The sequence below is a fragment of the Mesoflavibacter sp. CH_XMU1422-2 genome, assembly GCF_037029245.1.
Lineage (GTDB): Bacteria > Bacteroidota > Bacteroidia > Flavobacteriales > Flavobacteriaceae > Mesoflavibacter > Mesoflavibacter zeaxanthinifaciens.
The window spans coordinates 428,946-442,537 of sequence record NZ_JAYMEE010000062.1; the positions used below are offsets into that span (position 1 = coordinate 428,946).

A 13,592-nucleotide genomic window follows, 5' to 3' on the forward strand; every position below is an offset into this window, starting at 1 on the left:
ATGCCTATAAAAATTACATTAGATTTTTGCACTTTAGAATTTATAGACAAAATTGCAATTGCGGTAATAAATGAAGGCGTGCATGTAGACTTTGAAACTAGCAAAATTATTACTCAAACTTGTACCAATTATTTTAAACAAACTCCATTTGTATATTTAACACACAGGAAAAATTCCTACTCTGTTGACGTTACAAAATATAGTACTTTAGTTAATCAAATGGAAAACCTTAAAGGTTTTGGAGTTATTTCCACTTCATTATCTGCAAGAAATGCAGAAATAGAAAGCCTTTTCCTAGATCTTCCTTTTGCAATATTTGACGATTTAGACGAAGGTCTTAAATGGGCAAAAAACATCTTAGATAATAACCCAGAGAAAACTATCTAAATAATTCACTAGCATCAATACCTAAATTCTTAATAAATAGTATTGATTTTTCTATATCATCGTGTAAAATTTCATCTTCTTTTACAAAAGGCACTTCTACCCTATAACTTTGTAAAAATAATTCTATAAAATCAGAAGATTTTAGTGGTGCTCTAAAGTATATAGCTTGCGAAGCATTAAATAACTCTATAGCTAAAACACGCTCTACATTATCTATTAACTTAAAAGCCTGTGTAGCTGCATTTGCACCCATACTTACGTGGTCTTCTTGACCATTACTTGATACAATACTATCGACACTAGCAGGACTTGCTAACTGTTTATTAGCACTAACAATACTTGCTGCGGTATATTGCGGTATCATAAACCCACTATTTAAACCAGGATTATCTACTAAAAATGCAGGTAAACCACGAAGTCCTGATACTAATTGAAAAACTCGTCTTTCAGAAATATTTCCTAATTCTGACATGGCTATTTTTAAATAATCTAATGCTAATGCTAAGGGTTGACCATGAAAGTTTCCTCCAGAAATAATTTCATCTTCATTTGCAAAAATATTTGGGTTATCTGTCACAGAGTTTATTTCTGTTATGAATGTTTTTTCTACAAAAGATAAAGTGTCTTTTGTTGCACCATGCACTTGTGGTATACATCTAAAACTATAAGGGTCTTGCACGTGTTGCTTTTCTTGACTTATAATTTCACTTCCTTCTAAAAACTCTCTTACCCTTTCTGCTGTTTTTAATTGTCCGTTATGTGGTCTTACTAAATGTATTAATTCATTAAAAGGTTCTATTCTTCCATCAAAAGCTTCTAAAGAAATACTGCCTATTAAATCTGCTAAATAAGATAATTTATAAGACTTCAATAATAAAAACACACCATAAGCACTCATAAATTGTGTACCATTTAATAATGCTAAACCTTCTTTAGACATTAATTTAATAGCATCCCATTTAAAGTATGTGTTTAAATCTTCTGCTTCTAAAATTGCATCTTTATACCACACTTTTCCTTTTCCTATTAAGGGTAAAGCTAAATGAGCTAAAGGAGCCAAATCACCTGAAGCGCCTAATGATCCTTGTGTATAAATTACAGGTAAGATATCATTGTTAAAAAACTCAATTAAACGCTGTACAGTTTGTAATTGTACGCCAGAATGCCCATAACTTAAAGATTGTATTTTAAGTAACAACATTAACTTAACAACTTCATTAGGCACAACATCTCCTGTACCACAAGCGTGAGACATGACTAAATTTTCTTGTAATTTAGTTAAGTTTTCTTTATTAATTTTTACATTATATAACGATCCAAAACCAGTATTTATACCATAAATTGGCTTAGTTTCTGTTTTTAATTTTTCATCTAAATACGCACGGCAATTTTCAATTTTGTCAATAGCTTCATTAGACAACTCTAAATGCTTTTCTTCTAAAATTATCGATTGAATGGTTGCCAAATCTAATGGCTGTGATGATATATAATGAATTGAACTCATGGACATTTTTTATTGTGTCCCAAAAGTCATAATTTGAGATAAATTCTGCAAGTTTTTGTTAATAATTCGTCAAAATAATAAATCCTCAAATTATTCTTTTATTTTTGATTGAAAATTAAATAATCAATAATGAAGAAAGTTTTAATGTGCTTAGCAGGTTTGGCCATAATAGCCTGCAAACAAGAACCTAAAGATTACGCTACTTTTTCTGGTAAAATCGAAAACGCTAATAGTGATTCTTTATTTGTATTTCAATCAAGAAATTACAAAAAAACTATTAAGGTTAATGAAGATGGAACTTTTAGTGACACTTTAAAAGTTAATCCTGGAGTTTATGGTATTTATGATGGTAAGGAACAAGCTTTTGTATACCTTAAAAATGATGCAGATATCAAACTTTCTGTTGATGCAGAAAACTTTAGAGAAACTATTAAATATGAAGGTAAAGACGTAGAAAACTCAAACTTTTTAGTAGAAAAAGCAAGATTTGAAAGCGGTTTAATTGATTTAGAAGCTTTAAAAAACCTTGACTCCTTAGGTTTTGAAAAAAAACTAGAAAGCCTTAAATCTGAAATGATGGCTTTTTATGATAAAAATAAAAATATAGATTCTAGTATTATAGCTACATCAAAAAGTCAAATTAATCCAATGCTTATGTCTTTAAAAAGATATGTTGGAGAGTCTATTAAACTAAGATCTCAGTTACCAAAAGGTTCTGAATCTCCTTCATTTAAAGACTACGAAAATTATGCTGGTGGCACTACATCTTTAGAAGAATTAAAAGGAAAATATGTTTATATAGATGTATGGGCTACTTGGTGTGCACCTTGTAAAGTAGAAATTCCTTCATTAAAAAAATTAGATGAAGACTACAAAGACAAAAATATAACTTTTGTAAGCATATCAATTGATGACGCAAGAGCACACAAAGGATCTATGGAAAACGCAAACGAAGCTTGGAAAGCTATGGTAGCCGATAAAGAGTTAACTGGTGTGCAATTATTTGCTCCTAATGGATGGCAAAGTGATTTTATTAAAGACTATAAGATTAATGGTATACCAAGGTTTATATTAATTGATCCAGAAGGAAAAATTGTAACACCAGATGCACCAAGACCTTCGGATGAACAATTAAGAACTTTATTAGATACTTTAAACATTTAATCTATTATAATTTAAAATAAAAAAGCGAGCTTTATAAGCTCGCTTTTTTTATTTAATCTTCTTCGCCATCACCCTCTTCTTCTACTTGAGGTTGTTCTGGTTTTTTAAATAAATCTAGATAAGCTAACGGTATTCCTTCAACAACATGTGTTGCTATAAAACTTTGATAACCTAATTCATCTACTAGTAAATCTGCTGCCTTACCGTGCAAATAAATTGCAAATACTGTTGCAGATAATAAATCATAGCCTTGTGCTATCATACCTGCAATCATACCAGTTAAAACATCTCCTGTTCCTGCTGTTGCTAATCCTGGATTGCCCGTAACGTTTACATATAGCTTATCCTCTGCAATCGTTATTGTATTAGCGCCTTTTATAACTACTATACATTTATACTTTTTACTAAATGCTTTAGTTTTTTGTAATTTATCAAAATCATCTTTCCAAGTCCCTATTAAACGTTCTAATTCTTTAGGATGTGGTGTTAAAATAGTTTGACGTTCTGGTAAGAGCTTTAATAGAGACTCTCGTTTAGCCAACATATTTATACCATCTGCATCAATGACTAAAGGTTTTTTATTTGTTTTCAAGAAAGCTTCAAAAGCATCTATAGACGTATTATCTGTTCCTGCTCCTACTCCAAAAGCTATAACATTTGCGTCTATATCAAAATTAATCTCGGTAAGCTTTTCTTCATCTTTATCTGTAATTAACATTAACTCAGGAAAAGCGCCTTGTAAAGGAATGTATCCACATTTGGGTGTAAAAGCTGTTACTTTTCCAGCACCAGCACTTAGTGCGCCTCTTCCTGCTAAGTTAACTGCTCCTATTTTACCATAACTACCTCCAATAATTAAAGCGTGTCCAAAAGTACCTTTATGACTATATTTTTCTCTTGGCTTGTATATTGTTAAGACTTCATTCTTTCCAATTAAATCTGCTTCTGTTGATGTCGTATATAAAAATTCAGGATCTATACCAATATCTAACACTTCCCATTGCACAGTAAATTTTGCTGTTTGTGGTAAGAAAAACACAAGTTTTGGTGATTGAAAACTTAAGGTATATCCTGCATTTACAACTGCTTCTTCATTAGCTGGCAGAGCATCTGTCATTAAACCAGAAGGAATATCTATTGATAAAACAAAAGCTTTTGTGACTCTAAAATGATTAAATAAGTTAACAACCCAATTAGCAACTGGTCTGTTTAATCCTATTCCAAAAACTGCATCTACAATAATATCTCTAGCATCTATTGCGGGTAGTTCACTCTCTTCATTTAATAAAATAGGCCAATCTTTTGTAGTATTTTTTATGCGATCATAATTATTTAAAAAGTCTTCAGATCGTGTTGTACTATAATTAACTATATAGGTTTTAACATTGTAACCATGTGTGATTAAATGACGTGCTACCACTAACCCATCGCCACCATTATTACCAATACCACAAAACACATGAATTGGTACTTGTGCGCCTTGCATTCGCATATGAATCCAATTAAAAATTTGTATTCCAGCACGTTCCATTAAATCTGTAGAACTTATATTTTGTTTTTTAGCAGTTAAAGCATCACCTTCGTAAATCTGTTCTTTCGAAAATATTTTCATCTATAAGAATTTATTATAACATTCATTTTAAGTTTCATTATTAATAAAATAAAAGCTTAAATTTATTAATCTATCAAAAATCAAACTTAGGTTTGTTTATTAAGGTAAAAGTAATACATTTGATAAGTATTGAAGCAAAAAGATGAAAACAACTTCTTTAATTATTACTTTTTTTATGACAATGACCCGTTAGGGTTATGCTTCTATATATCTTCCGTTTAAGGTAGTTTAAAAAACTACATTTTTCAATTAATAACATACAAACTAAGATGAAAGTTCTAAAATTTGGAGGAACCTCTGTAGGTTCTAGTCAAAACATAAATAAAGTTATAGCCATTTTAAAAGAAAAATCGCAAGAAGATACTGTAATATGCGTAGTTTCTGCAATTGGTGGCATCACAGATAAACTATTAAAAGCTGGGCAATTAGCTAAAAATAAAGATAAAAGTTTTTTAAATGAATTTGAAACTATTAAAGACATTCATTTTAAAACATTAAACCAATTACTACCACAACCAAGTAAGTCTGTAACAACAATCATAGAAGATAAACTTAACCAGCTTAAAGAGTTATTGAATGGTATTTATTTGATAAACGAATTATCGCCAAAAACATCTGATAAACTAGTAAGTTTTGGTGAGCACTTATCTTCTACTATCATTGCTAAAACAATTAAAACTCAAGGTTTTGATGTAGAGTTAAAAAATAGCCAAGAGTTAATTGTAACTGACGATAATTTTACGCGTGCACAAGTTAATTTTGAAGTGACTAACAAAAATATCAAGTCCTACTTCAAAACACCTAAACAAATTATCATTTTACCCGGTTTTGTCGCAAAATCTACTTCTGGTGAACCAACAACTTTAGGTCGTGGCGGATCAGATTTTACAGCTGCAATTATTGCTGCAGCGTTAAAAGTGAATCAATTAGAAATTTGGACAGACGTAAGCGGTATGTACACAACAAATCCAAAACTAGTAAAACAAGCATTTCCTATTGATAATTTATCGTATCAAGAAGCTATGGAATTATCGCATTTTGGAGCCAAAGTCTTATATCCGCCAACAGTACAACCTGTTTTAGATTTAGACATACCTATTCACATCAAAAACACATTTGATCCTGAAGCTTTTGGTACAGTAATTTCAAGACAAGACAATAAAAAGAACTTAACCGTTAAAGGTATAAGTAACATTAATGATGTTGCTTTACTAACGCTTGAAGGTAGCGGAATGATTGGTATTCCTGGATTTTCAAAACGTTTATTTGAAGTCCTTGCTAATGAAAAAATAAATGTCATTTTTATCACGCAAGCGTCTTCTGAGCATTCTATTTGCTTCGGAATTGATAAATCGGATGCTGAACGTGCCAAGAAAGCTATTGATACTGCTTTTGATTATGAAATTTCGCTTCATAAAATTAATCCAATCGCTGTAGAAAAAGACTTATCGATCATTGCTTTAGTTGGTGATAATATGAAAAGCCATCAAGGCATTAGCGGAAAAATGTTTAGTACACTAGGTAAAAACAATATAAATATTCGCGCTATTGCACAAGGTGCTTCAGAAAAAAATATATCTACAGTTGTATCAGAAAAAGATGTAAAAAAAGCATTGAACGCTTTACACGAACGTTTTTTTGAAAGTAACACCAAACAACTTAATGTATTTATAACAGGCGTAGGTAATGTTGGCGAAAAGCTAATAGAGCAAATTAAACAACAACGCAGTTATTTAAAGAAAAACCTAAAACTTGATGTTAGAATTATTGGACTATCAAATTCTCGTAAAATGGTCTTTAAACCAGAAGGTATCGATTTAAATAATTGGGCTTCCTTATTTCATCATGCAGACAAATCAAGTATAGAAGGTTTTTATCAAAAAGTAGTTAATCTTAATTTACGTAACAGCATTTTTGTAGACGTAACAGCAAACGAGGATGTAGCAAACATCTACGAAAAATACCTAAAACAAAGTGTAGCGGTTGTGGCTTGTAGTAAAATAGCGTGTTCTAGCGCATTTGCTAATTATAAAAAGTTACAAGATTTATCATTAAAATATAACGCACCTTTTTTATACGAAACTAATGTTGGCGCAGGATTACCAATAATAAATACCTTAAGTAATTTAGTTGCTTCTGGTGATAAAGTGATAAGTATTAAAGCCGTTTTATCGGGTAGTTTAAATTTTGTGTTCAATAATTTTAGTGACAAAAAAAACTTCCATGACACTGTAAAACAAGCGCAATTTGAAGGTTATACAGAACCAGATCCACGTATTGATTTAAGCGGCATTGATGTGGCTAGAAAAATTCTAATTCTTGCTCGTGAAAATGGAATTGAAATGGAAATTGAGGATATTAAAAACAAATCATTTTTAACCAAAAAGAATTTAGAAAGTGACACTGTTGATGATTTTTATGAAACCTTAATAGAAGACGAAGCTCATTTTCAAAAGTTATATGCGTCTGCTAAAGCAAATAATTGTCAACTCAAATATGTTGCAGAATATAAAAATGGTAAAGCATCTGTTGGCTTACAAGAAATTCCAGAAGGTCATCCTTTTTATAATTTAGAAGGTAAAGATAATATAGTAATGTTCCATACACAGCGTTACCCAGAACAACCTCTAATTGTAAAAGGTGCAGGTGCAGGCGCAGATGTAACTGCTTCTGGATTATTTGCAGATATTATCAAAATTGGAAGCAAATAATATGGATTGTATTAAAATATTTTCTCCTGCGACTGTTGCCAATGTGTCTTGCGGCTTTGACGTCCTTGGGTTTTGTTTAGATCATATTGGTGACGAAATGATTATAAAAAAGACTAAAGAAAGAGACATTAAAATCACAAAAATTAAAGGTGCAAATCTTCCTTTTGAAGTTGAAAAAAATGTTGCTGGCGTTGCTGCTTTAGCAATTTATCAAGATGCAAAACCAGATTATGGTTTTGAGATTGAAATTTATAAAAAAATAAAACCTGGTAGTGGTATTGGTAGTAGTTCTGCTAGTGCGTCTGGAGTTGTTTTTGCTATCAACCAATTATTAGGCAAACCATACAATGCAACACAATTAACCCAATTTGCAATGAAAGGTGAAGCTGTTGCTAGTGGTTGTGAGCATGCAGATAACATTGCTCCTGCACTTTTTGGTGGCTTTACTTTGGTAAAAAGTACACAACCATTGCAAGTACTTTCATTACCAACACCAGCTGATTTATATGCTACAATAATTCATCCTCAAATCGAAGTAAAAACTGCTGAAGCTAGAGCCATTTTACCTAAAAAAGTAGACTTACAGCATGCGATACAACAATGGGCAAATGTAGGCAGTTTCGTACATGCATTGCACACTAACGATTATGATTTGTTAAGTGAATCTTTAAAAGATAAAATTGTAGAACCATACAGAAGCAAGCTTATACCTTATTTTGATGATGTAAAAAATGCTGCAATAAACGCTGGTGGATTAGGAACAGGTATTTCTGGTTCTGGACCTTCAATTTTTACTTTAAGTAAAAACGAAAAAACAGCAAAAAACGTTGAAAAAGCTATACAAAACGTGTACAGTAAAACAGATATAAAATTTAATACTTACGTGTGTAAAATCAATACTGAAGGGATAAAAATTTTATAAACCATTGAAAGGAAATTACTATAAATATTATGTTTATTTACTTTCAAGTAAGAAAAATGGAACATTGTATATTGGTGTAACTAATGATTTAGAAAGAAGAATGTTTGAACATAAAAATAAATTAGTTTCTGGATTTACTGCAAAATACAACGTAAACAAATTAATGTATTTTGAAGATTTTCAGTATGTAAATGATGCATTAAAAAGAGAAAAACAATTGAAAAACTGGAATAGACAATGGAAAATAGATTTAATAGAAAAAGAAAATAAAGAATGGAAGGATTTATCTATAGATTGGAAATATTAGTAGATTCTGCGTCGTAGCGCAGAATGACAATCAAAACAAAAATCTTTGTCATTCCGCACTTGATGCGGAATCCATAATTATTAAATAAATTATTCCTTTAAGGAAAGACATCAATATGAAATACTACTCTTTAAATAAAAAAGCACCAATTACTACATTCGAAAATGCAGTAGTAAAAGGATTAGCGCCTGACAAAGGACTTTACTTTCCTGAAAAAATAACGCCTTTACCACAATCCTTTTTTGATACTATTGATAATCTTTCTCACGCTGAAATTGCTTTTGAAGCCATCAAACAATTTGTAAGCCCAGAAATACCGGAAGATGAACTTAAACAAATTGTTGAAGACACATTGTCTTTCGATTTTCCTATAGAAAAACTTACAGAGCAAATTTCAACATTAGAATTATTTCATGGTCCAACTATGGCGTTTAAAGATGTTGGCGCTCGTTTTATGGCGCGTTGCTTAGGTTATTTTAATAAAGAAAACACAAACGAAGTTACAGTTTTAGTAGCTACTTCTGGCGATACTGGTGGCGCTGTTGCTAACGGATTTTTAGGTGTAAAAGGCGTAAATGTAGTTATCCTCTATCCTAGCGGAAAAGTAAGTGATATCCAAGAAAAACAATTAACTACACTTGGTAAAAACATTAGGGCTTTAGAAGTAGATGGTGTTTTTGACGATTGCCAAGACATGGTAAAACGTGCGTTTTTAGATGAAGAATTAACTTCTAAAATGCAATTAACATCTGCAAATTCCATAAACGTGGCGCGTTGGTTGCCGCAAATGTTTTATTTCTTTTTTGCTTACAAACAGTTACACAACTCACATAAAGACATTGTATTTTCTGTCCCAAGTGGCAATTTTGGTAATATCTGTGCAGGTATGATGACCCAACAATTAGGCTTACCAATCAAACATTTTATTGCTTCTAACAATGCTAATAATGTTGTAACTGAGTTTTTACAAACGCAAGAATACAATCCAAAACCGTCTGTTCAAACCATCAGTAACGCAATGGATGTTGGTAATCCGAGTAATTTTATCCGTATTCAAGAAATTTATAATCAAGATTTTAAAGAATTAAAAAACAACCTAACTTCTTACAGCTATACAGATGAAGAAACTCGTGAAGCCTTAAAAGAAATGTATAACGACTGTAACTATATTGCAGATCCACATGGTGCTGTTGGTTATTTAGGTTGTAAAGAGTATTTAAAGAGTAATCCAAACTCGCATTGTGTCTTTTTAGAAACAGCACATCCAACTAAGTTTTTAGACGTTGTGGAAGATGTAATAAAAGAAAACATCGATTTACCTCCGCAAATTTTAAGCGTTATGGATAAAAAGAAAAAGGCTACAAAAATTAGCTCTTATGAGGAATTAAAAAGCTTTTTATTGAAATAAATACATTTCAGCATCAAACTTCTACAATTCGGTTATATAATATTTAGTATTTTTCAAACTAGAAATAAGTTTGCTTAAACTTTTAATTTCAACCAATGAAAAATAAATCAAAATTAATCCTAAGAATTGTTCTGCTATTAAGCACTGTAATTTCACTCTACTTTGTCCCTTGGCCAATTGTAACTGCTTGGGTAAAACCTTTGCCAAACACTATTCAAGAGCAAGTAAATAAAGCTAAAGATTATGGTTTTGAAGGTATTGTTGTATATGTAGATGAAGCTGGCAAATCGCCTGCATTTTATACTTCAGGATATAAAAATAGAGAAACTAAAACAGCTGCAGACCCTAACTCATTATTTAAAATTGCAAGCAATGATAAACTATATACCTCGGTTTGTATTGCAAAGTTGGTTTATGATAATAAAATTGATTTAAATAAAACGTTATCTTATTATTTTCCTGAATTAGATGGTAGAATAGAAAACGCCAACACTATCACTATCAAAATGATGGTACAACACAGAAGCGGTATCCCAAACTATACAGATACTTATAATTATTGGGCTAATCCAAAGTACACCAGTAAAGAAAATCTTGACTTAGTCTTAGATTTACCTGCAAAGTTTGAACCTGATACGGATTACGAATACAGTAACACCAACTATTTATTGTTAACTGAGCTTATTGAAAAAGTTACAGGTAAGCCTAAATTTGAATACATAAAACAACATATTTTAAAACCATTAAACCTTAATAATACTTTTCCTTCAATACACGATGTTGATTTAAATAATGTTATGAGCGGTTATCATGTGGGTTACAGTTTAGATTTAAAAACCGAAGATGTTGGTATGCTTGCAACAGCAGAAGATTTGGGTAAATTTTTAAGAGCGTTAAATGATGGATCGGTATTTAAAAATAAAGTAGAACAAGATATTTATTCCTCAATTTATAAATATGAACATACAGGCTTAGTCCCTGGTTATCAAAGCATTTCTAAATATCATCAAGATATCGATACTGTTGTTATTCAGTTTACAAATACAACCAATTTTAGAGGCTACAACTGGAATCTTTCTGAAATCATGTACAGTCGTATCGTAAAAATTTTGCGTAAAAACCAAAAATAGTTCTCCTAATTCTTCTATAAATCATCAATGCGTAGTCAATATTTTTCAATACTTTTGTTTCACTTAAAACTAAAAAATTCCGCTTGACGGAAATAAAAAATATTATTTAAAATGAAAAATACTGCATTAACAGATACTCACATTGCATTAGGTGCTAAAATGGTTCCTTTTGCAGGTTACAACATGCCTGTTCAATACGAAGGTGTTAATATAGAACACGAAGCTGTAAGAACAGATTGTGGCGTTTTTGACGTGAGCCATATGGGTGAGTTTTTGATTGAAGGAGAACATGCTTTAGATCTTATACAGAGCGTAACTACTAATGACGCTTCAAAATTGACTATTGGTAAAGCACAGTATTCTTGTTTACCAAATGATGAAGGCGGAATTATTGACGATTTAATTGTATACCGATTAAAAGAAAACACTTACTTATTAGTTGTTAATGCTAGTAACATAGAAAAAGACTGGAATTGGATTAGCTCTAAAAATACATTTGGCGCTACTATGCGTGACTTATCTGAAGAATATTCTTTACTAGCTATTCAAGGTCCTAATGCAGTTGAAAAAATGCAAGCTTTATCAAGCCACGATTTAGCCGACATTAAATTTTACAACTTTATAGTAGGCGATTTTGCTGGAATAGAAAATGTTATCATCTCTGCAACAGGATATACTGGTAGCGGTGGATTTGAAATTTACTGTAAAAACAACGAAGTAAAACAAATTTGGGATAAAGTTACAGAAGCTGGTGCAAAACCTATTGGTCTTGCAGCACGTGATACGTTACGTTTAGAAATGGGTTATTGTCTTTACGGAAATGATATAGACGATACAACATCTCCTTTTGAAGCAGGTTTGGGTTGGATTACTAAGTTTACCAAAAAATTTACCAACTCAGAAAACTTAGAAGAACAAAAGAAAAAAGTACTAAAACGCAAACTTATAGCGTTTGAGTTAGACGAAAAAGGTATACCAAGGACAGGATACGATATTGTAGACGGACAAGGAAAATTAATAGGTAAAGTTACCTCTGGTACAATGTCTCCTTCATTAAAAAAGGGAATTGGTTTGGGTTACGTCTCTCCTATTTTTAGTGATTTTGGAAGTAAAATTAACATTCAAATTCGTAAAAATGCAGTTCCGGCAACGGTAGTAAAATTACCTTTTTACAAAGGATAATTCTTTAAAGAAAATAATACTATGCCAGTCTAAGCTTGTCGCTATAAACATTGGTTTATTTTAATAAGTTTATTCTGGCATTTTATTTGAAATGAAGTAGATTAATGAAGCCTCAAAAAGACAACAAACATCGAATATTAATTCTTGGCGCAAGTGGTTTTTTAGGACAAGCCATTTATAAAGAGTTGTATGCCTACTATAACACATTTGGCACCTACTGTACCGATAAATATGCATATGAGAAAAACCATCATTTTTTTCAGTATAACATAGAAGAAGATGATGTTTTTGAGATCTTAGATATAATAAAACCTACAATAATTATATCTGCCCTTCGTGGTAATTTTTCTGCTCAAGTTATAGCACATCAACACATAGTTAGTTATATTACAAATAACGATTGTAAGTTACTTTTTTTATCATCAGCAAATGTTTTTGATGCTTACAGTCAATTTCCTAGTTACGAATTTGACAAAACTTTAAGCCATAGCATGTATGGTCATTTTAAAATTAAGATAGAAAACATGCTTCTTAGACTACCAAAAAACAAAATAGGTGTTTTAAGACTACCTATGGTTTTTGGCGTACAATCTCCTAGAATTAAAGAAATAAAACTTCATTTAAGAGAAAAACTACCAATAGAGGTGTTTCCTAACTTAATAATGAATGTTACAAATGATAGCAAGGTAACTCAGCAAATTCATTACATCATTAATCGAAACAAATCAGGAATTTTTCATCTTGGAAGTCAAGACTTAGTGCATCATGAAGACTTTTTCTCAGAAATTATTTCATCTTTAGGATACAAAAATCCATTGTATAAACGAGTATATACAACCAACAAAGATCGTTATCTTGCTGTTTTACCAAAAGAGAATAAACTACCAAAGCACCTTCAAATATTAAGTCAAGACATTTTATCTGAATTAGAAGTATAAATTTCTTATTTTTAAAACATAAAACATTAATATGGAAAAACTATCTAAAACCGACATAGAAACACGTCTATTAAGACTACCAGATTGGGAATATTTCGATAATGCAATACATGCCGAATTTGAATTTGAAAACTTTAAAGATTGCTTTAGTGCTATGAGTCGTATAGCTTTTGAATGTGAAGCATTAAACCACCATCCGGACTGGAAAAACGTGTACAACGTATTAAGTATTTCTTTATCTACACATGATGCAGATGGTGTAACAGACAAAGATTTTAAATTAGCACAAGCAATAGAAGCTATTATTGAGGAAGAAGAATAATTAAA

The 13,592-nt window shown here is 31.1% G+C and carries 12 protein-coding genes; 10 read left to right on the forward strand and 2 right to left on the reverse strand.

Features of this window, described 5'->3' with window-relative positions:
- On the forward strand, positions 1–387 hold the full coding sequence (locus tag WA340_RS11300; protein ID WP_336129136.1) for a hypothetical protein: 387 nt from the start codon (positions 1–3) through the stop codon (positions 385–387).
- Here the strand turns inward: WA340_RS11300 and hutH are convergent.
- Entirely contained in the window at positions 380–1,891 is a 1,512-nt protein-coding gene (hutH, locus tag WA340_RS11305) for a histidine ammonia-lyase (protein WP_336129137.1), read from the reverse strand. The genes WA340_RS11300 and hutH overlap by 8 nt on opposite strands.
- 129 nt (positions 1,892–2,020) lie before the next feature.
- Between hutH and WA340_RS11310 the strand changes: the two genes are divergently transcribed.
- Positions 2,021–3,055, forward strand: a complete 1,035-nt coding sequence (locus WA340_RS11310) for a TlpA family protein disulfide reductase (RefSeq protein ID WP_106677575.1) — start codon at positions 2,021–2,023, stop codon at positions 3,053–3,055.
- Between the two features lie 52 nt (positions 3,056–3,107).
- Here the strand turns inward: WA340_RS11310 and WA340_RS11315 are convergent, their stop codons facing one another.
- Positions 3,108–4,667 (reverse strand): NAD(P)H-hydrate dehydratase, encoded by a 1,560-nt coding sequence (locus tag WA340_RS11315; RefSeq protein WP_336129138.1) that lies wholly within the window; start codon positions 4,665–4,667, stop codon positions 3,108–3,110.
- Between the two features lie 269 nt (positions 4,668–4,936).
- Here WA340_RS11315 and thrA point away from each other — a divergent pair, with 269 nt between their 5' ends.
- The 8 genes from thrA (at position 4,937) to WA340_RS11355 (ending at position 13,587) form a co-directional block, all read left to right on the forward strand.
- Positions 4,937–7,378: a bifunctional aspartate kinase/homoserine dehydrogenase I gene (gene thrA / locus WA340_RS11320; RefSeq protein ID WP_336129139.1), complete on the forward strand. Its 2,442-nt coding sequence runs from the start codon at positions 4,937–4,939 to the stop codon at positions 7,376–7,378.
- Position 7,379: 1 nt separating this feature from the next.
- Complete coding sequence (locus tag WA340_RS11325) at positions 7,380–8,300, forward strand: homoserine kinase (RefSeq protein ID WP_336129140.1); 921 nt, start codon at positions 7,380–7,382, stop codon at positions 8,298–8,300.
- A 4-nt stretch (positions 8,301–8,304) separates the two neighbouring features.
- Positions 8,305–8,607: a GIY-YIG nuclease family protein gene (locus tag WA340_RS11330; RefSeq protein WP_336129141.1), complete on the forward strand. Its 303-nt coding sequence runs from the start codon at positions 8,305–8,307 to the stop codon at positions 8,605–8,607.
- 115 nt (positions 8,608–8,722) lie between these two features.
- Complete coding sequence (thrC, locus tag WA340_RS11335) at positions 8,723–10,015, forward strand: threonine synthase (RefSeq protein ID WP_336129142.1); 1,293 nt, start codon at positions 8,723–8,725, stop codon at positions 10,013–10,015.
- Positions 10,016–10,110: 95 nt separating this feature from the next.
- Complete coding sequence (locus WA340_RS11340; RefSeq protein WP_336129143.1) at positions 10,111–11,145, forward strand: serine hydrolase domain-containing protein; 1,035 nt, start codon at positions 10,111–10,113, stop codon at positions 11,143–11,145.
- 111 nt (positions 11,146–11,256) lie between these two features.
- Positions 11,257–12,327 (forward strand): glycine cleavage system aminomethyltransferase GcvT, encoded by a 1,071-nt coding sequence (gene gcvT / locus WA340_RS11345; protein ID WP_336129144.1) that lies wholly within the window; start codon positions 11,257–11,259, stop codon positions 12,325–12,327.
- A 104-nt stretch (positions 12,328–12,431) separates the two neighbouring features.
- Positions 12,432–13,265, forward strand: a complete 834-nt coding sequence (locus tag WA340_RS11350) for a sugar nucleotide-binding protein (protein WP_336129145.1) — start codon at positions 12,432–12,434, stop codon at positions 13,263–13,265.
- A 31-nt stretch (positions 13,266–13,296) separates the two neighbouring features.
- Positions 13,297–13,587: a 4a-hydroxytetrahydrobiopterin dehydratase gene (locus WA340_RS11355; protein ID WP_027879088.1), complete on the forward strand. Its 291-nt coding sequence runs from the start codon at positions 13,297–13,299 to the stop codon at positions 13,585–13,587.
- Positions 13,588–13,592: the final 5 nt, after the last annotated feature.

Excerpts from the sequence above, each read along its gene's own strand:
- WA340_RS11315 (WP_336129138.1), bottom strand. The coding sequence starts at position 4,667 with ATGAAAATATTTTCGAAAGAACAGATTTACGAAGGTGATGCTTTAACT.
- hutH (WP_336129137.1), bottom strand. The coding sequence starts at position 1,891 with ATGAGTTCAATTCATTATATATCATCACAGCCATTAGATTTGGCAACC.
- WA340_RS11300 (WP_336129136.1), top strand. The coding sequence starts at position 1 with ATGCCTATAAAAATTACATTAGATTTTTGCACTTTAGAATTTATAGAC.
- WA340_RS11355 (WP_027879088.1), top strand. The coding sequence starts at position 13,297 with ATGGAAAAACTATCTAAAACCGACATAGAAACACGTCTATTAAGACTA.
- thrA (WP_336129139.1), top strand. The coding sequence starts at position 4,937 with ATGAAAGTTCTAAAATTTGGAGGAACCTCTGTAGGTTCTAGTCAAAAC.
- WA340_RS11325 (WP_336129140.1), top strand. The coding sequence starts at position 7,380 with ATGGATTGTATTAAAATATTTTCTCCTGCGACTGTTGCCAATGTGTCT.
- gcvT (WP_336129144.1), top strand. The coding sequence starts at position 11,257 with ATGAAAAATACTGCATTAACAGATACTCACATTGCATTAGGTGCTAAA.
- thrC (WP_336129142.1), top strand. The coding sequence starts at position 8,723 with ATGAAATACTACTCTTTAAATAAAAAAGCACCAATTACTACATTCGAA.
- WA340_RS11340 (WP_336129143.1), top strand. The coding sequence starts at position 10,111 with ATGAAAAATAAATCAAAATTAATCCTAAGAATTGTTCTGCTATTAAGC.
- WA340_RS11310 (WP_106677575.1), top strand. The coding sequence starts at position 2,021 with ATGAAGAAAGTTTTAATGTGCTTAGCAGGTTTGGCCATAATAGCCTGC.
- WA340_RS11350 (WP_336129145.1), top strand. The coding sequence starts at position 12,432 with ATGAAGCCTCAAAAAGACAACAAACATCGAATATTAATTCTTGGCGCA.